Raw genomic sequence first — 21169 nt, 5'->3', positions numbered from 1 at the left:
TTTTGCATACCTTTCTACTTTCTTATTTCCATACTAGCGTACCTGTGTAATGTAGTGGATTCATTATTATTCATTACACAAAAAATGTTTTACCTGTACACATCTTTTGAATTTTTCATACTTAATCATAAAGATGCTTAATTGTTTTTTTGTTTTTTATTGTATATATTCCCTGTTTTCTCTAAAAGTGCAGAAACGAAAATTTTATATACAAAACCTATTGGGCGATTAGCCTGGACTCCCCCCGCTCCGCATAGCTAGTGGTTTTTGTTTCCCTCGCTTTGCTTACTCAACGGGTTAAAGCCCATAAATGAAAAAGGAAATCCTCTAGTCTAGAAAAGGATTTCCTTTTTTCGTATTCTTTAAATTGCTATGTTTCAAGATACTATTTTTTTACTTTCAAATACACAGCATCATCAATGAAATTCTCAATATTGGATATGTTCTGTACTGGAATAAGCAGTATACAATTATTCTGCTTTAAAATGGTTGAACAATGCGCTAATCTTCCTATTATTGCGTTCTTCCACATATCGTCGAGCCAAGGAAAACAAAACACTTGTTTTTCATGGGCAAGTCCAATAGCTACAGACGCGTTCCAGCGTTCGTTGCTGATATGTTTCATATCTCTATCCAGGCGCGAGGGAGCAAGCTCAAAGGACTCTATCAGTTTATCAACAGTGTGTTCTTCTGATGTGCCGATCTCCAATTGTTCGCGTATCGTCATTCTTTTCTTAAAGAATGGACTTTTGGATTGAATACCTTCTCCAGCATACCATCCATATGATCCTAGCAGCCCGATTTCTATCTTTTTTCCATCAATTGAAATTTCCCCCTTGTACTCTTTTCCCTTTCCTGACAACAGGTAAGATAAGGCCCAGCCCCCCTCTCCAGCATTGTTTACTAGGGCATAGGTTTTACCGGGCATAAAGCGATAGGAAAAATGTTCCAAACTATCTTTTCCAGATTCAAAATTAAACATCGTTGGTTTGCAAGTAATTGACACATCCTCAAGATCAAGCGCGGATAGGATCTTCATTTTTTAAAAGGAATCTCCTTTACATTTATTATTTTTAGCGGTCCTCTTGCCGCTCTAGCATATCGTTGTAAATTTTCAGCGACTGTCCTATCGACAGCAAGTGCGCCACTGGGAATTTCGAATTCAATTACGGTTTCCAATGATCGCGCTCCAGAATTTTTTGCTTGTGCCAATGTTGGCTTGGTAGTCCAAACAAAAATTTGACCCGCTTCCTGCTTTGATCCTGTTAACACCCCACTTGCCATTATTTCTTTTGCTGCCTCCTTTGAAGTGACCTGATAAAATTTCTGCCCCGCTTCAATTGCTACTGGTCCACTTCTTGAAAAAGCCAATAGTCCATCTGTAGCTAAGGTAAAGACAATCGTAGCTATGGGATCTTCCCAAATGGAGACTTCATGGGCATTTCCGTACTTTCCCTCCAAATACATATCGTAAGTATCATTTCTGTACTTAATATCGTTAGGTATTTTGGCTTTTGATCCGCAAAAACTATTTTCATCGCATGCATAGTAGGATACTCTTACCGCATCCGCTGCCTTTTCTGCCTCCTGCATCGCATTCTTATCTCCACTAGCTTTTGCTTTGTTATAACTGTCTTCAAAAGGTTTGATAAGAGCCCTCAGAACTGGGTCATCAGAATTTTTGTAATGACCACTTGGATCCGTAAAATTTATTGGATTATTCTCCACATACGTGTACAAATTCATACTCAGCGGATTGTCAATCTGCCCTTCATACGTATCTTCATTTAGGAATCGGCCAATATTAGGATCATAATACCGTGCCCGCAGATAGTAAAGCCCTGTCTCTTCATCGTATATCTCTCCAGTATACTTGAATGGATTCGAAATTCCCTCAGTCTGATTGGTAATATTTCCCCATTCATCATACGAATAACTATTTACGACTTTTCCACTAGTATCCACAATTTGCGTAACGTCACCATGACCGTTGTAAAGATAATAGTAGTCCTTCAAGAAATTGTTGTCCTTTTTCTCCTTCTTCACCAATACCCGGTCACCACGGACATAATTGGCTTGTTGTCCATTACTTTTTTCTTCTGTAATAACTTCAGCGTTAAAATTGTAGTTATACTGGGTCTCAATGCCTCCGTTTAACTTCTTGAATCTTAATCCATCAGCATAGTAAATAAAGTCCGATTTGTTCGTTCCCTTAGTTACAGATGTTAGAACATTTTCTAAATTATAAGCATAACTAGCATCAGTGAATCCCTTTTCTATTTCGTTACTTATTTCTATCGTCTTTCGGTTACCTTGTAAATCATAGGTATAACTCTCTTTAGTAGTCGATCCATTACGATTCGTTATACTTAACCGATTTAAAGCATCATACGCATAATTGGCAACTTGCCTAGAACCATCAGGTTTTGTTTCCACTATAGAAACAACATTGCCGTTATTATCATAAATGTACTGGAATTGGGATATAATACTATTTCCTTTTTTATTAGTTACACTCTCCAACCAATTTAATGCTTTGTTATACGTGTATTCCGTTTTCAAAATCGAGTTGTCCGTTAACGTAGGATACGTAATGGATTGCACTTGTCCATTTGCAAAATAACTATACAACACGTTGGCTGAAGCTGAGCCATCTATTGTTTGATTACCGTTGGTTTGGACTTTGTTTATTCTTTGCTTATCATACTGATAATTTGTGTAAAAATTCAAAAAATAATCATTGATTTGGGTTGATCTTCCTATAGCATCCTTTTGACTTAATATATAGGCACTGTGATTACCAGCTACAGCATAATAACTTCGTTTGCGCCCCAAGCTGTCAACCGTTTCATTAAGAGAGGCCGTTTCCGTTCCATTTGTGTAACTTTTAATCGTATTTTGATTGGTTCTTCCATCACTAAAAATATATCTCGTTTCCTGACTTACATTTTTGAGGTCTATTTTTCCATTTAGTAACTCTGATTTCAAACGATTTCGTTCATCATACTGATAAGTAAAGGTGGTTCCTTTTCGATCTGTCTTTGTTTCTGGCAACCCCAAAACATTATACTGTAGCTTTTCACTATTAGAAGATCCATCTGTTTTCTCTTTTAATACCCCAAGTTCGTTGTATTTTTTATTACTCACAGTCTCCGTCAACCCATTAGCTGCCTTAACGGTAATGTTGGTAACTTTTCCATTTCCATCATAAGTGTAGAATGTTGTCTGGTTAAGGGCATTCTTAAGAGAAACCAGTCTGCCAAGTTGATCATAACTATAGCTAGTAGTCACACCATCCGTATTCTGATTATTATTAGGATCAGTATACGAGATAATATTCCCAAGGATGTCGTAACGATACGACTCTCTTATCGGATTGCTCTGACTTGGCCAATCCTTATAGGTCATTTTGGAAGTGACATTACCTCGATGATCATAAGTTTGAGAAATATAATTTAACTTTTCCCCTGTTCCAGTTGATAGCATATAGCTGACATTATTACGTAATTTCAAATTATATTCCGTCACGTAACGGTTACCATACGTATCAGTTGATAAATTCTGTTGTCCCCAAGCATCATAACTGGCTGTGGTTGTATTTCCAACAGCATCAATCACATATACCGGACGCGCCAGATCATCATAATGATATTGTGTTTGTACCCATTTTCCTTGATATTCATCCCATTGTTCTTCCAACAACAGTAAACCCAAACCATTATAATAAGAGCTGACATAGGTTTTCATGGCACTGCCATCAGCAATTTTTGTTAATGTTTTCGTCGATCGTGAATTTAATGTACGAATTCCCGCATTTGTGCTGTCAAGACCTGGAGTAGCATACTCATAGCTCAAGTCCTCAACTTCACTGTACGCTTCTCCGTTCGCATTGGTGAAGTTAGGATACTCTGTTTTAATTAATCTTCCTACTGTATCATACGTATATTGAGTTGTACTCCCCTTTCCATCACTCTGGCTGATTAGTCTTCCAGTTCCAAAGTCATAATTCATTATTGTTTTTATGACTTGTTGATCCGTTTGGCCAATATTGATCCACTGTTGCTGCTCCGTTGGATAGGCGTACTGAGCTTCCTTAGCATAATTTACAACTGTTTTTGAAACTGTGTTGTATTTATTCAATTCTGTACTATTGTCCTTAACTACCTTTTCCATAGTCACCTGTTGGATTGGGTTAGTTCCACTAACGTAACTATAGCTATACCTGATCTCTTCGTTAATAGCATTTTTAAAATTGGCGATACGTCCTTCAGGAGTATAACGATAACGCTCACTAGTTGCACTGGTATCTCCTTCATTCCGATACCACGATTGTGATTCAAGTAAATGGTACGCAGGCTCATAAGTAAACGTTGTTGTATAATGCTGCTTCATATTGACATCATTAAATTGACTTGGCAACAACGGTTGAGTCTGTGATTTTACTTCACCCCACTCAGTGTAGCTAATTTCGGTATATGTCTGATTTGCCGTATCATCCGAATCTCCCGCTCCGTATTCCGAAGTTCGAATTTGGGTTGGAGAATGAGTTAACACGGAATCAAATGCGGTATTTGCAATAACTCTCCGTTCACCATTTGCCGGCTGCACAGAAGTTGAGAGCAGTTGTTGGTCGCCATTATAGGTTGTCGTAGTGGTTAATCCATTCACCCCTGTAGTTCTTTTTACAGTATTAGTAGATGAGAAGATGTATGAAGCATCTAATGGTTTTGGGTTGTACGAGGCAGTGTCACCCATATAATCTCCAGAGTATGAATACTTCACTTCATTGTACTTGTTAGAAAGGATGTCATTTCTCAAAGTTACTCTATATTCTTGTCCAATCCCATTCGATCCTAAATTTCGATCAACCATCTCATAGCTATAATTCGTAGAAGATGTAGGATACGTCACATTGATCAATCTATGATAACTATTGGAACCAGCGTTACCATCAATGAGTTTGGTGCCATAATTAAATTTCGCAAAATTACTGCTGTCATAATTAAAAACAGTGTCTTGCCCAACTTGATCCGTGGTTTTCCATAAAACTGGGGCATAACCATCCGGGTTTCCGTTGAAAGTAAGTGAAGCTCTCGTCTTGGTAAAGATAACTCGCTGCGACTCTGTACCATTTGCATTAACTGTAACTACGATGTTCTCTCCTGCAAATGTACCTGTAGTACTTAAGTTATTCTCATAGTTGAAGTTTACTGTTCTGCCTAAGCTGTCTGTGATAACGGAAATGACCTTGTGGTTCCCATCATAAAGAGCACGATCGACATGTTGGAATTTAATTGTATTTCCAAAACGATCAACAATTCCCAACAAGATCCCATCACTGTCGAAATACTCACGCTTCTTATCCAAATATTCAAGATAATACGCTGACGAAGCTTTTCCACTAGTAAATGTGCCTAGATCATCCTTCATAAATCGAATTTTTTTCCCTTGATATCCTACAAGATGAGAATAACTTTGTTGACCAGAATAGGTATCAAGATCTATTTGGTATACAGCTCCTTGTCCGTCATGATAATATTTGTAACCATCTGCCATCTGTACTGATGGGAACTGAAAGGACCAGCCAACCCCTAGATCATAACGTGAATTGAGATAATTATACTTTTTGATCCCTCCACTACTTTCATAATTTCGCATATATGCAAACGATTGATTGGAATTATACATTACACCAATATTAAGGTCGAGACCATCCCGTCCCGGTAGGCTGATTTCTGTTTCTTTCCATGTTAAAGCTCCCGATGCAGGATCAATCAGTTCACTGCTACCACTACGATCTGAATATTGTTGTTTGTTAGTCTGATTGATTTGTTGTTGAGTAATGAGGCCACTAAAAACACTGTTGACATTAGCATCAAAAGAGTTAGCTTGAAGATTGCTGGAGGTTACTTTAAGAAATGATTGTAATTCTTGGTACACCGATTTGGTTACCGTCAGCTTGTTCTTTAGCAGATCCAAAGATGATACATCAGAATAGACACTGTCTCCTACTGTGATGTTGTCTTCAATACCGTCTTCTCCCAGGACACTCCAAACTTGCTCCCAAGAGTTCTTCCCATTTTTTTTTAGATTCCATAAATCAGATGCTTTTTTTGACGGAAAGTATTGAAGCAGTAAATTGATCCAATAAAGATCTTCTACTGATGCTCCTGAAAGTACCAACCTTTCAATTTCTTCTTTTGAAAGGTTGGTTGATGATTTATTTGAGGATTTAATAGAAAAAAGCATCGGTAATGATTTTGTTTCCGCTTGTTTCTTTAAGGTCAACGCTTTTAGGATACCAATGATTTCCATTGATCCTGCATTGTAGACATCTTCTGCTACTGATGAAGTTATAGGGGGAACAGCCTTAGATTGGAGCGACATTTTACTATTTATGTTCGGAGCATCCTTGAATTCCGGTGAAGAAGTTGCGGTTGGCTCCAATAGTGGTTGTGGAGTGGGAGACGGCTGTGGAGAAGAAGGAGATACACCCTGTTTTGCACTCTGGGTTCCCTTAGATCCATTTGAATCGAATTTCCCTTCTGCTTTGATTGTTAGATTAGGGTATACAATTGATAAGCTAAGAATAATTAAAAATATTTTTTCAATTAGCGATTTTTTTCTCAATGTAACTCCTCCATTGAACTTGATCTTGTATGTTATATGACATAGCGAACCTTTAGTTCATTTTGTTACGGGGTACTTTGTGCCTATTGATGCTAACTTTCTGTGTTTAAAAGCCAACATCGATCTCTGTCGGTGTAGATGCGATACCGGAAGCCGTATACGCAATAAGTTTAACTGAATATGCTTTTGGTAAGAGTTTGAATTCTTGAAAGTAAGTCCACTTTGTCTTAGTTGAGTCTAATTCCTCAGTTATATTTAATTCTTGCGAAACAATACTAATTTTGTACTTAGCAACTCCAACGCTCGCAACGGGGGCATCCCAAACCACGGTAATAGTATTTGTGCCAGCCGATTTAATTTTGAAATTTTTAGGTGTTGGAATAGTTGGAGTTGGTGTCGCGGGTGGAACTGTTGGTACCGGTGTGGCAGGGGGGCCAGTCGGTGTTGGTGTAGGAGTTGGAGTAAACTTTGCTCCTTTACTACTAACTAGATTTCCGTTGTAATCATAAGTATAAGTAATCTCATATCTTGTACCTGAGCTATACGAGTAGACTCTCTTCACTAATCTATTGGAACTGTCATATTGCAAAACCTCTGATTTTTGAGCAGCATATATGAACTGAGTGGTTGTGATTAAGCAAATGAATATAATTAAAAGTATTCTTTTTTTCATTTTATTCTATTCTCCTTATGTTGAAGTATGAAGTACATTTAGCCGTTGTAACAAACCTACTTCCCTAAAACAAAACTAAAGAGCACCCTGCATTCCTCAATATAAGCGTTAGTCACAAGGAATTAGAATGCTCATAAATAAAATATTTTATTTTAGTTATAGACTTCGCTCTCCTTTATTTTGGAATGATTAAGGTTATAATGAAAGTTGGCCAACTTTTCATCGATACTATATTACTTTTAAACGTGTAAAAAACACTTCTAGTCTTGCCAAATTACTAGTAGTAATATAATACGACATAAGCCATTTTTTTGAAATAGTTCTATTTTGTCGATTTTTTTGTATATTTGTAGAAAAATAAAAAAATTGTGAACTTATTGTAAAATACAACTGAAATTCATCAGACCTTTTGACTGTTCAGCTTCTAAAATTAAAAAATATATAGACCAGTACCAATATATTGCAATATAATATCCAGAGATAGGAATGAAAGAAAAATAATACTTTCAAAAAACGCAAAGTATATCAAAGGAGATGAATTCGTGATGAAAAAAAAGCTTATTGCAATTTTGAGTATCGCTTTATTAGCTACATCTCAATCGGTTTATGCTAGTGGATTAACTGACATTAATACGTTAGAAAGCACTATTTCCCCAACACCGACGCCAATGCCTACACCAATGCCTACACCTATACCAACACCAACACCAACACCAGCTCCTACACTAGCGCCAACACCAACACCTACACCTACACCTACACCTACACCTACACCTACTCCAACACCTACACCTACACCTACACCTACTCCAACACCTACACCAACACCAACACCAACACCAACACCTACACCTACTCCAACACCTACACCTACTCCAACACCTACACCTACTCCAACACCAACACCTACTCCAACACCTACACCTACTCCAACACCAACACCTACTCCAGTTCCTACACTAGCACCAACACCTACTCCAACACCTACTCCACTACAGGTACCAAGTAATTTCCGTGTAAGACAAACAAGCACGAATCACGTATCTGTAGTATGGGATAAGCCATCTCAGGGTATTTCAAAATATGAAATATCCATCGTATCGAATACTCTGAACAAAACCAGTACTTTAAATAGTTCCGCAACTTCATGGACTTACTATCAAGAATCAAAAATGCCAGGAGGTTACTATGTAAGATTAACGGCTTACGATTTATATGGAAATCCATTTCCTACCGTAAGTGTAGATGTAGGTTATTAGGAAATACAGGGTTAGCATAAAAAAATAGCCCACACTAATAACTGGAATAGGTGTATGGTGGATGAATCGACATCGGCAAGAGACCGGTAGCAAGGGAGACCAGAGCGTGTACAACTACATCACTGGGGCTGCTGAAGATTATGCTGTGGCCTGCTCGAACAGTAACACAACTTACTCTTCAATCAACTTATAAATCGCGGATCCTCCCATTCGGGTTGTATTCGTAAACGGCCAGTTTTTGCGTCTGATCACAAACGCCTTGATCTCCCGTTTACTGCGTCGTTGTCGATTACAGTTACCTGCCTCAACAACGCTGTTAGCTTGTCCATTGGTTGATACTATTGTAGATTGTTCCTTCAATCCACAAGGTACTCTGACCCGTGCACAGGCAGCCGCCATCCTACACCGGGTGCTTGAGGATTTTCTCTCCAAATAACGTGAAGTTCAAGGCAACATTCGAAGACGCTATATGAAACGGCTCCGTGTCCTGTCATAGGCGCGTAGCCGTTTCTGTGCGCAGCAAAAAAGCCCCCAATCACCCGATACACGGAGATTGGGGGCTTAGTGTATTTATTCAGAATTGCTGATAAACGGAGCCAGCAACACTTACTCCCCGCGGAACGCGCGTTTCACACGGTCAAAGAAGGATTGCTCCTGCTCATGCGTATTTTCCCCGTTGTAGGAGGCGAACTGGCGGAGCAGGTCTTTCTGTTCCTCGCTGAGCTTGCTTGGGGTAACGACGATGACCCGCACATGCTGGTCGCCTGTTCCGGAGCCGCGCAGATGCGGAACACCTTTGCCTTTAAGCCGGAAGAAGGTGCCTGTCTGTGTGCCTGCCGGGATTTTGAGCTTCACTTTTTCCGTCAGGGTAGGAATTTCAATCTCGTCGCCAAGCGCTGCCTGGGCAAAGGTCAAGGGAACCTCGCACATAATATCATCGTTCTCGCGCACGAAGAAGTCATGCGACTTCACGCGGATAACAATGTACAGATCACCTGCCGGGCCGCCGCGTGTGCCGCCTTCGCCTTCGCCAGTCATGCGAAGCTGGGCGCCGTCATCAACACCGCCGGGAATGCGCACATGAATCTTGCGCTGCTTCTTGACTTTTCCCTGTCCGGCGCAAGTTGTACATTTTTCCTTAATAATCTTGCCTGTACCAGAGCAGTGTGAGCAAGGACGGCGGTTACGCATTTGTCCAAGCGGTGTATTCTGCACAAATTCCTGCTGGCCGCTGCCGTGGCATACGGAGCAGGTCTCCGGTTTGGTACCTGCTTTGGCACCGGAGCCGAAGCAGGTATCGCAGGTCTCCGTTCGCGGAATGGTAATATCGGTTTCTTTACCGAATACCGCTTCCTTGAATTCAATGGTCATTGTGTACTGCAAATCGCCGCCGCGCTGCGGTGCGTTCGGATCACGCCGTCCGCCGCCGCCGAAGAACATATCGAAGATGTCGCCAAGTCCTCCGAAATCTCCGCCGCCGCCAAAGCCGCCGCCCATTCCCTGGTTAGGATCAACATGTCCATACTGGTCATAACGCGCGCGCTGCTGGCTGTCGCTAAGCACATCGTAGGCTTCCTTCACTTCCTTGAATTTAGCCTCCGCGTCACTCGCCTTGTTGACGTCCGGATGATACTGGCGCGCCAGCTTGCGGTACGCCTTCTTCACTTCATCGTCTGAAGCATCTCTTCCGAGGCCCAGAACCTCATAATAATCGCGTTTGTCTGCCACTGCTTTCACCTCCGTACATCAATACTCAGTATCCCTGTAACATGTTAAAAGGAAAGCCAAAACACGGGATGCCCCGGTCTTGACCTTCCCTTCGAACAAATAAACTTATCGTTTAAAGTTACCCTTATTTCTTCTCGTCGTCAACAACTTCATAGTCGGCGTCTACAACATTGTCTTTCTTCGCGCCTTCTGGAGCTCCCTGGCCGCCTTCTGCGCCTTGCTCAGCCTGTGCAGCCTGCTCATACAGCTTCACGGACAACTGCTGTACGATCTCAGTCAGCGCTTCTGTAGCCGCATTGATTTCTTCCAGGTTGTCAGTTTCCAGTGCTGCTTTCAGCTTATCCTTGGCAGCATTAGCTTTGTCTACTTCAGCAGCATCTGCTTTGTCGCCGAGGTCTTTGATGACTTTATCGGTGGAATACACGAGTTGGTCAGCGGAGTTCTTCGCTTCTACCAATTCTTTGCGCTTGCGGTCTTCTTCAGCGTGCAGTTCGGCATCCTTCATCATTTGTTCTACTTCTGCATCGCTCAGGCCGCTGGAGGAAGTAATGGTGATCTTCTGGCTCTTGTTCGTGCCTTTATCGGTTGCAGATACATTAACGATACCGTTAGCGTCAATATCGAAGGTTACTTCGATTTGCGGTACGCCGCGTGGTGCCGGTGGAATTTCGTTCAGCATAAAGCGTCCCAGCGTTTTGTTGCCGTTCGCCATTTGACGTTCACCCTGCAGCACGTGAATTTCCACGCTTGGCTGGTTATCGGCAAAGGTCGAGAACACCTGCGATTTGCTTGTAGGGATCGTGGTGTTGCGTTCGATCATCTTGGTGAATACGCCGCCTGCAGTTTCAATACCCAGGGACAGCGGAGTTACGTCGAGCAATACCACGTCTTTTACGTCACCAGTCAATACACCCGCTTGAACGGCTGCACCGAGGGCCACCACTTCATCCGGGTTAACGCCTTTGTGCGGCTCTTTGCCGGTAAGCTTCTTGATGGCATCCTGTACGGCAGGAATACGTGTGGAACCGCCCACGAGCACGATTCTGTTCAGATCAGCCGGAGTCATGCCTGCATCGCTCAGTGCCTGGCGTGTAGGTCCCAGTGTGCGTTCAACCAGACCGGCAGTCAGCTCGTCGAATTTAGCGCGGGTCAGGTTAACTTCCAAGTGCTGAGGTACGCCGTCAACAACCGTGATGAACGGAAGGGATACGGTAGTTGTCAGTACGCCGGACAGTTCCTTTTTCGCTTTTTCCGCAGCATCCTTCAGACGTTGTACCGCTGCTTTATCTTTGCTCAGGTCGATGCCCTGCTCTTTTTTGAATTCAGCTACGAGGAAATCCATAACCACTTGGTCAAAGTCGTCGCCGCCAAGACGGTTGTCACCGCTGGTTGCTTTTACTTCGAAGAAGCCGTCGCCCAGCTCAAGGATGGATACGTCGAAGGTACCGCCGCCAAGGTCATAGACGAGAATCGTTTGATCTTCGGATTTCTCCAGACCGTAAGCAAGAGCCGCTGCTGTTGGTTCGTTGACGATACGCAGAACCTCCAGACCGGCGATTTTGCCCGCATCCTTCGTAGCTTGACGCTGGCTGTCATTGAAATACGCAGGAACCGTAATAACGGCTTGTGTTACCGTCTGGCCCAGGTAAGCCTCGGCGTCGGATTTCAGCTTTTGCAGAATCATGGCCGAAATTTCTTGTGCAGAATAATCCTTGCCGTCGATGCTTTCTTTGTGGCCTGTACCCATGTGGCGTTTAATAGAAGCGATTGTGCGGTCCGGGTTCGTAATCGCCTGGCGTTTGGCTGTTTCGCCCACGATACGTTCGCCGTCCTTCTTGAAGCCTACAACCGAGGGGGTTGTGCGCGCGCCTTCCGGATTCGGGATAACGACGGCTTCGCCGCCTTCCATAACAGCAACGCAAGAGTTGGTAGTTCCTAAGTCAATACCGATAACTTTACTCACAGTAATGTGCCTCCTCAAAATATTATGGAGCCTTGGCCCCTCTTGAATTTATTCATTAATAATACTTGCAAAAATCATTAGTGTGCCCAGCTTATATAGACAGGACTACATGCTGACCTTGACCATAGCGGGACGAAGAACCTTATCCTTCAGAAGATAGCCCTTCTGGACCTCTTCCGTCACGACGCCTTCTTCGTGCTCCTCGCTCTCCACCTGCATGATGGCCTGATGATATTCAGGGTTAAAGGGCTGTCCTACCGATTCCATCGGCGCAAGTCCTTCAGACTTCAATACGCCTTCAAGCTGATGGAAAATCATATTCACACCTTTGTTAAAAGCCTCGAATTCCGGACTGGCCGGAGCTGTGACAATTGCGCGTTCGAAGTTGTCGAGCACCGGGAGCAGTTCAGCTACAAGCTTGGAGGTGGCGTATTGCGCCAGCTCTTCCTTCTCCTTCTGGGTACGGCGGCGGAAATTGTCAAAATCAGCCTGTACGCGCAGCGCACGCGCCTGGTACTCTTCCGAAAGCTCCTGCAGGCGTTTGGCCGCCTCACCGGTGTCTGAAGCCTCCTCGAAGGTTTCTTCGGCATTAGCTGTTACAGTCTCTGCTTCAGCCTCATCAGCCGTCTGGTTCTCATTTATTGCCTGCTCCTGAATTTCTTCCTCTTTCAAGTTGTCTTCACCTCCTTAAAATCAGTCACGAAATCAATTACGCTCTGTTCACTTATACCAGTGAGCCAGCATTGCTGTCAAATCTCGGGATAGTATGCCCAGTATACCCATTACCCGCGCGTACTCCATCCGGGTCGGTCCCAGAATGCCAATGCTTCCAAGCGGATTTCCGTCCAGCGAATAGGTAGCGGTAATCAGACTGCAGTTGGCAAAAGCCTCGTGCTTGTTCTCTGTGCCGATGCGCACCTGCATGCCGGGTCCTCCGGATACGGGGTCCAGCATTTTGAGCAGAGTGGGCGTTTCTTCCAGCAAATCGAGAATATTCTTGACCTTATCGACGTCCTTGAACTCCGGCTGGGTCAGCATATTGGTCGCTCCGCTGAGATAAATGCGCTGCTCATGATCACTTTCCAGCGCCGTGTCCAGCACCTTCATTAAATCTTCATAGTGGGAGATATGACGCTGCATCTCTTCTCCTAGCTCAGAATAGAGCTGGCTCTTCAGCTTGTAGAGCGGGACATTTACCAGCTTGCTGTTCAGCAAATTAACGACCTTCTCCATCTCCGACAAAGATATTTCCGGTGGAATCGTCACTGTTTTGTTCTCTACCTGACCGGTGCTTGTAACAATAATCGCCACGGCGGTATTGTCACTCAGCGGCAGCAACTGAAAATGGCGCAATGAAGTATGAAAAACCTCCGGCCCCAAAAGGATGGAAGTATAATTCGTCATATTGGAAAGGATCATCGCCGCATGCTGGATAACCTGCTCCGTCTGATTCAGCTTCTCGGCAAAAAAAGTCCGGATCGTGCCCAGCTCTGCCGATTCAGCGGAATTCCACGGTACCAGATGATCCACATAATAGCGGTAGCCCTTATGCGAAGGAATTCTGCCTGCCGATGTGTGCGGCTGCTCCAGATAGCCTAAATCCTCCAAATCGGCCATTTCGTTGCGGATTGTGGCAGGACTGTAGCCTACATCCCCGCGTTTGGAAATGCTGCGCGAGCCAACCGGCTCAGCGGAAGTAATGTAATCATCTACGATGGCGTTCAGTATCATTCTCTGGCGTTCGGTTAACATATAATTCCCTCCAGTCGGCTGCAGCTCCGATTCGTTAGCACTCTGGTTAGATGAGTGCTAACCACTAATACAAAAATACCAAACTGACCTTGACATTGTCAAGTCAGTTCAGTATGTTGATTGCCGCAAATTCAGCCCAGCCGGGCTTCCCGTGCTGTACGGCAAACCAGCCGCATAAGCTTGCGGTGCAGAAGGGGGAAAAGTGTAAACACAATATCCATCGTCCGGCGCAGCGGCATCGGGTTCACCAGCGCTTGGTTTTTCTCCAATCCCATAAAAGCGAGGGCGGCAAAACGCTCAGGAGTCATCAGCTTTTGCTTTTTCACCTGAGCAAGCATCTTCTTCTTATCCATATGAATGGCTTCGCCGCTGTCAAAAATCGGAGTATCGACAAATGCGGGACATAAGCAGCTTACCTCGACTCCGTAGGCTTCAGCTTCATAATGAAGGGAGGCCGTCAGCCCCACCACTGCATGTTTGGACGCAGAATAAGCACCACTTCCCGGAGCTAGCCCCAGACCCGCCGCAGACGCGGTGTTCGCAATACAACCAAATCCCTGCTCTTTCATTAAAGGGTATGCTGCCTGTACTCCGTAGATCACCCCCCATACATTCACATCCATAATCCTCTTCCAGTTCTGCTCCGTCATATCACAAATCTCACCGTACATGGCAATTCCCGCATTGTTGAACAGGTAATCCAAACGCCCAAATTCCCGGTAGACACTGCTGACCAGATCTTCCACAGCCGTCCCCTCTGTAACATCTAACTGAGCGAAACGGCACTCCCCGCCCAACCTCTCAAGCTCAGCCACCGCTCGGACTCCTTCTTCAGCATTGAGATCAGCAATGACAACATACACCCCTCTTTCCAGGAGTTCCTTGCACAAAGCTTTGCCAATTCCTGAGGCTCCTCCGGTAACGATCCCTACCCGCTTAGCTTGGCTCATCTTACATCTCTCCATTTTCATATATTATTATGTAATCAATCGTGTAGCACTTTGGAACAAAATAGTACGTTCGTTCTAATCTACTTAAACAGAAGGAGTCTCGTGTCCATTACCCCTTACTGCGAATCCCGTCCACAAAAACAGTCACGCTCCGTTGAAATAGCACCTCTAAGGCTTCCGGCCCCATCGTGAACAGATATTGGCACAACCCGCCAAGCAAGGTTCCGAATAAAAAGCCTGTAGACTCCAATTCCTCTTCTCTAAGGCCGAACTCCCCAGTCTGCATTCCCAGCTTGAAAATTTCATAATACGCCTGCATAGGGGTTGAAGCGAGCCCTCTCAGTTGTGCTACCGTCTCCGGTGAAGTAGCCGGGTTGCTGCCCACTTCTTGACCAGCCTGCAGCAGCGGGGTTTTGTAATTGTTCTGCACGAAACGGGCTATGGCGTACATTTTCTCTTCAGCAGTGGCATAATTGACGGCAACCTCGTCCCACCGTTCTTTCCATGAACGCATTGTCTCCTGCGCCAAATAGACAAAAAGCTTCTCTTTATTCTCAAAATGATAATAAATATGCCCCTTGCTGCAGCCGGACTCTCTGGAAATATCAGCAATGGAGGTTCCGGCAAAACCCTTTTGCGCAAAGAGACGCGCTGCCTTATCCGCAATGATTGAACGGGTCGCGTCACTGTCATAGTGCCTTTTATTCATAGCTCAACCATCCTCAATAGAATTGAACGAACGTACTAATTCTCAGAATACAGCAGCTTTCCATTTTATTCAAGGTAAATCCATAATTTCGGATAAAATGAGCAACCTATCACCTTATTCTTCGTCTGATAGTTAAGGGGGGATGAAATGAAGTCACTTCAATTATGGTCTGTTTCCTTGTCCGCTGTGATAATAACAGTGCTTATGCTGTCAGGCTGCACGCCGGGCGGAATGCCGGAGAGGATAGGTTCAAACAAGTGTTATTACGGTGAGGTAGACTATGTTTCTGTCTTTCAATGGAAGGGCATTGTATACACAGATAATTATGACAAAGACATCAGCGGGATTAAAAAAGGTGAGGAAGTCGGCGATATCCGCTACCGCAAAGCCGATCATACTTGTCCCCGGGAGCCCATGCAGGATGGAGATGCTACTCTGCTGGAAGTGGGCACGAAGCTCTACGAAGTAAAGGGCTACAAAACCCCGGCCCGGCTAATAGCAGGAGACAGGCTGTTTGTGGCTAGCGATAATCCCACGGCTCAAACCATGAATGATCTGCTTGATATCGCAGGCAAGATTAAGACCGTCCGTTTTATCAGCGGCATGGATAGCAGTCCTCTGAAGGATTTCTCACCGGAAGCGGCTGAAGTGTTCATTAGGGAATATCCAAAGCTGAAATATGTTCCATTCAAGCAGCTATATAAAGAAAACAAAGGATTGGCTGGCGGAGATTACTGGCTGGAAATAGAGCTGATCGACGGCACCAGACGAACCATAATCTACAACACCAAGTTTGCTGTATTTAATCCTTCGGCTTACGCCACGCCTGAACTGGCCAAGCTGGTAGAAGCGCAGCGTAAGCTGATTTACGTAAAGTAATCGTAACGCTGATTTACCTCAATAGTTAGCAAAAAAACCCCCTTTCCGCAACTGGCTTTCGCCCGGCAGAAAGGGGGTTCTGTATTTTATATCCTACGCTGCGATTAATCCAGCTTCTTAAGCACGGCGATTTCATCGCAGGCATGCTGCTTCTTGCAGTTCACGCAATCCGTCCATACCTTCTCCGGGAAAATTTCCTTCTCAACAACGGTGAACCCGTTTCTAAGGAAGAAATCCACCGCATAGGTCAGGGCCATAATCTTGGGGATCTTCTGGCGTCTGGCCTCTTCCGTCAGCTTCTCCAGAATCATTGAGCCAACGCCTTTGCCCTTGCCCTCATCACGCAAGCCGATGGAACGGACCTCTACGAGATCAGCGCCCAGTCTGAACAGTGATCCGCAGCCGATGAATTTGCCGTCCAATTCGGCAACAACGAACTGGTCGATCTGGCGGGTCAGCGCTTGCCTAGAACGGGGCAGCATAATTCCGCGCTGGGCGTACTCCTCTATCATTAAATACAGCGGCTCAACATCCTCCACTGTAGCATTCCTGCATATCACTTTATGGTCTCCCGCAGGAGCCGGCTGGCGGAACATCTCCGTTTTGACAAGCACTTTGACTCACCCCTCGTTGTTAATATGAATAAATATACAACAGGGTGAATTACAATTCAAGAGGTATTTTAAAATTAAACCTCTGTCAAAGCACCGACAAATTCACCGAATACGTCATTCCCGAACAGGATGCCCTGTTTGCTCAGACGGTAGCTGTCCCCGCTTGGCTCCAGCAGCCCGGCGGACAGCATTTTGCTCAGTGGCTGCGCAAAAACATCCGCTATCGCTTTTCCAAACTGCGCCTGGAAAGCACGGTCAGACACGCCCTCGCGCATGCGCAGGCCCACCATCATGAAGTCCTCCATCGCCTCCTGCTCGGAGATCATGAACGTGTCCAGCCGCGGCAGTCCGCTGTGCGAAGCTTCAATATAAGGATTGACGCCCTTGATATTCATATGCCGCTGCCGCTTCACATATCCATGCGCTCCTGCGCCGAGGCCGTAATAGTCCTCATTGCGCCAGTACGTAATATTGTGCCGGCTCTCCATCCCCGGTTTGGCGAAATTGCTGATCTCATATTGGCCGTAGCCCGCAGCCTCCATGGTGGACATCAGCAGCAGGTACATCTCCAGTTCGTCCTCTTCACTGGGCAGCGGAAGCTTGTTCTTATTGAACAATGTGTGGAAAAGCGTATTCTCCTCCACCTTAAGGCTGTAGATAGAATAGTGTGGAAGGTTCAGCTCCAGTGCCCGTTGGATGCTTTCTCTCAGCATATCTACCGTCTGATTCGGCAGGCCGAACATCAGATCGACCGACAGATTGTCCAGGCCGACACTGCGCGCATTCTCCAGGCTGCGGTAGACATCATCCACATTATGAATCCGGCCAATGCCGCTCAGCAGCTCATTCTGGAAAGCCTGGACGCCAAAGCTGACCCGGTTGACGCCGCCCTCCTTCATTACTGTCAGCTTGTCTTTGTCCGTGGTGCCGGGATTGGCTTCCATTGAGAACTCTATATTCTCATCCCACTGCGGGAAATGGGTGCGCACGGATTTCAGAAAATAAGCCATTTCATCCGGTTTCAGCACCGTCGGTGTTCCCCCGCCCACAAAAATCGTCTTGATCACACCGGGCGGCGTTTGCTTCACCGTCAGCGCCATCTCCCGGTCCAGCGCATGCAGGTAATCCATGACCGGCTGATCCTTCAGCACATAGGAATTGAAGTCGCAATAAAAACACTTATTCGTACAAAACGGGATATGAATGTATACGGCCTCCGGGGGACGGCCATTATTAACGTTTGTCATAGCTGTCTCCTTTGTTCAATATAAGCTGATCTATAGATTTCATATTGGGTCTGGTCGTAACTGCGGGGAATGTTTGGACTTCCGGCCGCTGTTGTATTCAGATGTTTTTTGATTATACCGCTTAGCGGATAACATCTGAATACAAAGGCGGACGCTACCGCTCCTCCAGTTCCAAACTTCCCCTCCGTTACTTCTGCCCTTTTATTTATTTTTGAGACTCAGCCTGTAAATACCTTTACAAATATCTAGCGAGAAAAGGGAAGCCGACTGGCTTCCCTTGCATAACACGCCGCTTACAAATCCAGCTCGCATTGGGCGGAGATTCATTTGCTGCTACTCATCAATCTTAAGCACCGCCATGAACGCTTCCTGCGGCACCTCAACGCTGCCGACCTGCTTCATGCGCTTCTTGCCTTCCTTCTGCTTCTCCAGCAGTTTCCGCTTACGCGAAATATCGCCGCCGTAGCATTTGGCGAGTACGTTCTTGCGCATCGCCTTAACGGTCTCGCGGGCCACAATCTTCGTGCCGACAGACGCCTGAATCGGCACCTCGAACATCTGGCGAGGAATGATGCCGCGCAGCTTCTCGCAGATGATGCGGCCGCGGTTGTAGGCGCGGTCACGGTGGACGATGAACGACAGGGCATCGACCTGCTCCCCGTTAAGAAGGATGTCCATCTTGACGAGGTTGGACTGGCGGTAGCCGGATATTTCATAGTCAAAGGACGCATATCCCTTGGTGCCCGATTTCAACTGGTCAAAGAAATCATATACGATTTCTGACAAAGGAATCTGATAGGTAATCGTCACCCGGTTGGCATCCAGATATTCCATATTGACGAATTCACCGCGTTTATTCTGGCACAGCTCCATAACGGTACCCACGTAATCGTTCGGAACAATGATCCCGGCTTTGACGTAAGGCTCCTCCACATAATCAATGGTGCCAATCTCCGGATAGTGCGATGGGTTGTCAATCTGGAGCGTTTCGCCATTGGTCAGCTTGATGCGGTAAATAACGCTTGGCGCCGTGGTGATCAGCGGGAGATTGAACTCACGCTCAATCCGCTCCTGGATAATTTCCATGTGCAGAAGTCCCAGGAAGCCGCAGCGGAAACCAAAGCCAAGCGCGCTTGAGCTTTCCGGCTCAAAGCTGAGTGAAGCATCGTTAAGCTGAAGCTTCTCCAGCGCTTCGCGCAAATCATTATAATCCGAGGTTTCAATCGGATAGAGACCGCAGTATACCATCGGGTTAATCTTCCGGTAACCGGGCAGCGGCTCCGGCGTAGGGTTCTTGGCATCCGTTACGGTGTCACCGACACGGGTGTCGCCGACATGCTTGATTCCCGCAACGATGAAGCCGACATCCCCGATATTAAGCTCTTCCACAATGCTCATACGCGGCATGAATGCACCAACTTCAATTACCTCAAACACCTTGTCCGTAGCCATCATCTTAATCTTCGAGCCTGCGCGGATCTTGCCATCCATAACACGGACATAGACGATAACGCCTTTGTACGGATCATAGTGGGAGTCAAAAATCAGCGCCTTCAGCGGAGCATCGGAAGTGCCAGTTGGTGCTGGAACCTGCTTAACCACCTGCTCCAGAATTTCCTTGATGCCGATGCCGGCTTTGGCAGAGGCCAGCACGGCTTCGCTGGCATCCAGACCGATTACGTCCTCGATCTCCTGCTTCACCCGTTCAGGGTCAGCGCTCGGCAAGTCGATTTTGTTGATTACAGGGAGAATCTCCAGATTGTTGTCCAGCGCCAGGTATACGTTAGCCAATGTCTGCGCTTCGATCCCCTGGGCCGCATCCACTACCAGCAAGGCGCCTTCACAGGCCGCAAGGCTGCGGGAAACCTCATAGGTGAAATCGACATGCCCCGGTGTATCAATCAGGTTCAGCAAATATTCCTGCCCGTCATCGGCACGATAAGTGAGGCGTACCGCCTGCAGCTTAATGGTAATGCCGCGTTCGCGCTCCAGATCCATTTGGTCGAGCACCTGCTCCTGCATTTCACGCGAGGTGAGTGCGCCTGTATATTCCAGGATACGGTCAGCCAGTGTCGATTTGCCATGGTCTATATGTGCAATAATCGAGAAATTGCGGATTTGTTGTTGTCTTTTCTGAACGTCAGTCATTCCTTACCCCCACAGAAAGCCTAATGTTAATCTTCTTATTATAGCAGTACGGGCTTCGGCCATCAATCCCGTTGCCTGGGGGAGTGCAAAGAAAGGGCAAAAGCTCACTTCTCAGCGGAGTCGAACAGGGAGACCACCCAGCGGATGCTTTTCTGGGAGGCCTGCTGCAGGAGGCCCGCCGTTTTATCGGCAAGTTTGTCTACGGTAGGCTTCTGTTCCTCAGGAATTAGAAGCTGCTCGGGGCTTTTAGTACTGTAATCCTTCACTTCCTGCTGAGGCAGGCTGCCGGAGGAGGGAGCTCCGGCAGGACTTTGCGTCTGTACCGGAGCAACCGTGTAAGCGCCGGTTGCCGGGTCCACGGTTACTGGAAGGTAGACATAGGCCTGACCACCTTGGACCGTACCCGTTGCCGGATTATTTTGGACGCCTGACGCCGGGGAGGCTGGGGCAGTTTGTACTGCCCCGGTTGCCCCGCTCCAGCCCGGCAACACCCGGGCAACCTTGGTTCCGACGCTCCCTCCAAACTGCATGCCTATGAGTATGCCAATGCCCGTCCAGATTCCTACCATAGCCAATTTTTTTCCGACCCGCGACATTTCATTCACTCCTTCATACGT

15 protein-coding genes are annotated in these 21169 nt (G+C 45.8%); 2 read left to right on the top strand and 13 right to left on the bottom strand.

Features of this window, described 5'->3' with window-relative positions:
• Positions 1 to 385: 385 nt before the first annotated feature.
• From B212_RS0104390 to B212_RS34910, 3 genes are all read right to left on the bottom strand, one after another.
• Positions 386 to 1039: a hypothetical protein gene (locus B212_RS0104390; protein WP_019909196.1), complete on the bottom strand. Its 654-nt coding sequence runs from the start codon at positions 1037 to 1039 to the stop codon at positions 386 to 388.
• Entirely contained in the window at positions 1036 to 6630 is a 5595-nt protein-coding gene (locus B212_RS0104385) for an RHS repeat domain-containing protein (RefSeq protein ID WP_019909195.1), read from the bottom strand. The genes B212_RS0104390 and B212_RS0104385 overlap by 4 nt, the downstream gene beginning before the upstream one ends.
• A gap of 106 nt (positions 6631 to 6736) precedes the next feature.
• Positions 6737 to 7303 carry a fibronectin type III domain-containing protein gene (locus B212_RS34910; protein ID WP_019909193.1) on the bottom strand — a complete coding sequence of 189 codons (567 nt, stop codon included), beginning with the start codon at positions 7301 to 7303 and terminating at the stop codon, positions 6737 to 6739.
• 668 nt (positions 7304 to 7971) lie between these two features.
• Between B212_RS34910 and B212_RS34905 the strand changes: the two genes are divergently transcribed.
• Positions 7972 to 8562, top strand: a complete 591-nt coding sequence (locus B212_RS34905) for a hypothetical protein (RefSeq protein WP_198015830.1) — start codon at positions 7972 to 7974, stop codon at positions 8560 to 8562.
• A gap of 606 nt (positions 8563 to 9168) precedes the next feature.
• Here the strand turns inward: B212_RS34905 and dnaJ are convergent.
• The 6 genes from dnaJ to B212_RS0104350 all read right to left on the bottom strand — a co-directional run bounded on the left by dnaJ (position 9169) and on the right by B212_RS0104350 (position 15664).
• A complete protein-coding gene (gene dnaJ, locus B212_RS0104375) occupies positions 9169 to 10290 on the bottom strand; it encodes a molecular chaperone DnaJ (protein ID WP_019909192.1) in 1122 nt (373 codons plus the stop codon).
• Between the two features lie 124 nt (positions 10291 to 10414).
• Positions 10415 to 12253, bottom strand: coding sequence for a molecular chaperone DnaK (gene dnaK / locus B212_RS0104370; RefSeq protein WP_019909190.1), 1839 nt, complete (start codon positions 12251 to 12253; stop codon positions 10415 to 10417).
• Positions 12254 to 12358: 105 nt separating this feature from the next.
• Positions 12359 to 12925, bottom strand: a complete 567-nt coding sequence (gene grpE / locus B212_RS0104365; RefSeq protein ID WP_019909189.1) for a nucleotide exchange factor GrpE — start codon at positions 12923 to 12925, stop codon at positions 12359 to 12361.
• Between the two features lie 48 nt (positions 12926 to 12973).
• Positions 12974 to 14005 (bottom strand): heat-inducible transcriptional repressor HrcA, encoded by a 1032-nt coding sequence (gene hrcA, locus B212_RS0104360; protein WP_019909188.1) that lies wholly within the window; start codon positions 14003 to 14005, stop codon positions 12974 to 12976.
• 131 nt (positions 14006 to 14136) lie between these two features.
• Positions 14137 to 14955, bottom strand: a complete 819-nt coding sequence (locus tag B212_RS0104355; RefSeq protein WP_019909187.1) for an SDR family NAD(P)-dependent oxidoreductase — start codon at positions 14953 to 14955, stop codon at positions 14137 to 14139.
• Positions 14956 to 15064: 109 nt separating this feature from the next.
• Positions 15065 to 15664: a TetR family transcriptional regulator C-terminal domain-containing protein gene (locus tag B212_RS0104350; protein WP_019909186.1), complete on the bottom strand. Its 600-nt coding sequence runs from the start codon at positions 15662 to 15664 to the stop codon at positions 15065 to 15067.
• A 147-nt stretch (positions 15665 to 15811) separates the two neighbouring features.
• On the opposite strand from B212_RS0104350, the gene B212_RS0104345 reads away from it, so the two are divergent.
• A complete protein-coding gene (locus B212_RS0104345) occupies positions 15812 to 16543 on the top strand; it encodes a hypothetical protein (protein ID WP_019909185.1) in 732 nt (243 codons plus the stop codon).
• A 104-nt stretch (positions 16544 to 16647) separates the two neighbouring features.
• Here B212_RS0104345 and B212_RS0104340 read toward each other — a convergent pair whose 3' ends face one another.
• From B212_RS0104340 to B212_RS0104325, 4 genes are all read right to left on the bottom strand, one after another.
• Entirely contained in the window at positions 16648 to 17139 is a 492-nt protein-coding gene (locus B212_RS0104340) for an N-acetyltransferase (protein ID WP_051128242.1), read from the bottom strand.
• Between the two features lie 92 nt (positions 17140 to 17231).
• Positions 17232 to 18404, bottom strand: coding sequence for a radical SAM family heme chaperone HemW (gene hemW / locus B212_RS0104335; protein WP_019909182.1), 1173 nt, complete (start codon positions 18402 to 18404; stop codon positions 17232 to 17234).
• Positions 18405 to 18737: 333 nt separating this feature from the next.
• A complete protein-coding gene (gene lepA, locus B212_RS0104330) occupies positions 18738 to 20552 on the bottom strand; it encodes a translation elongation factor 4 (RefSeq protein ID WP_019909180.1) in 1815 nt (604 codons plus the stop codon).
• Between the two features lie 104 nt (positions 20553 to 20656).
• The gene (locus B212_RS0104325) at positions 20657 to 21148 is read right to left on the bottom strand and encodes a hypothetical protein (protein ID WP_019909176.1); all 492 of its coding nucleotides are present in this window, start codon (positions 21146 to 21148) and stop codon (positions 20657 to 20659) included.
• Between the last annotated feature and the right edge of the window lie 21 nt (positions 21149 to 21169).

The organism is Paenibacillus sp. HW567 (genome assembly GCF_000374185.1).
Lineage (GTDB): Bacteria > Bacillota > Bacilli > Paenibacillales > Paenibacillaceae > Paenibacillus_AQ.
This window is presented reverse-complemented; position numbering and strand designations above follow the sequence as displayed.

Coding starts and splice junctions, on each gene's coding strand:
- B212_RS0104390 (WP_019909196.1), bottom strand. CDS start 1,039: ATGAAGATCCTATCCGCGCTTGATCTTGAGGATGTGTCAATTACTTGC.
- B212_RS34910 (WP_019909193.1), bottom strand. CDS start 7,303: ATGAAAAAAAGAATACTTTTAATTATATTCATTTGCTTAATCACAACC.
- B212_RS34905 (WP_198015830.1), top strand. CDS start 7,972: ATGCCTACACCAATGCCTACACCTATACCAACACCAACACCAACACCA.
- hrcA (WP_019909188.1), bottom strand. CDS start 14,005: ATGTTAACCGAACGCCAGAGAATGATACTGAACGCCATCGTAGATGAT.
- B212_RS0104355 (WP_019909187.1), bottom strand. CDS start 14,955: ATGAGCCAAGCTAAGCGGGTAGGGATCGTTACCGGAGGAGCCTCAGGA.
- B212_RS0104350 (WP_019909186.1), bottom strand. CDS start 15,664: ATGAATAAAAGGCACTATGACAGTGACGCGACCCGTTCAATCATTGCG.
- B212_RS0104345 (WP_019909185.1), top strand. CDS start 15,812: ATGAAGTCACTTCAATTATGGTCTGTTTCCTTGTCCGCTGTGATAATA.
- B212_RS0104340 (WP_051128242.1), bottom strand. CDS start 17,139: ATGTTCCGCCAGCCGGCTCCTGCGGGAGACCATAAAGTGATATGCAGG.
- hemW (WP_019909182.1), bottom strand. CDS start 18,404: ATGACAAACGTTAATAATGGCCGTCCCCCGGAGGCCGTATACATTCAT.
- lepA (WP_019909180.1), bottom strand. CDS start 20,552: ATGACTGACGTTCAGAAAAGACAACAACAAATCCGCAATTTCTCGATT.
- B212_RS0104325 (WP_019909176.1), bottom strand. CDS start 21,148: ATGTCGCGGGTCGGAAAAAAATTGGCTATGGTAGGAATCTGGACGGGC.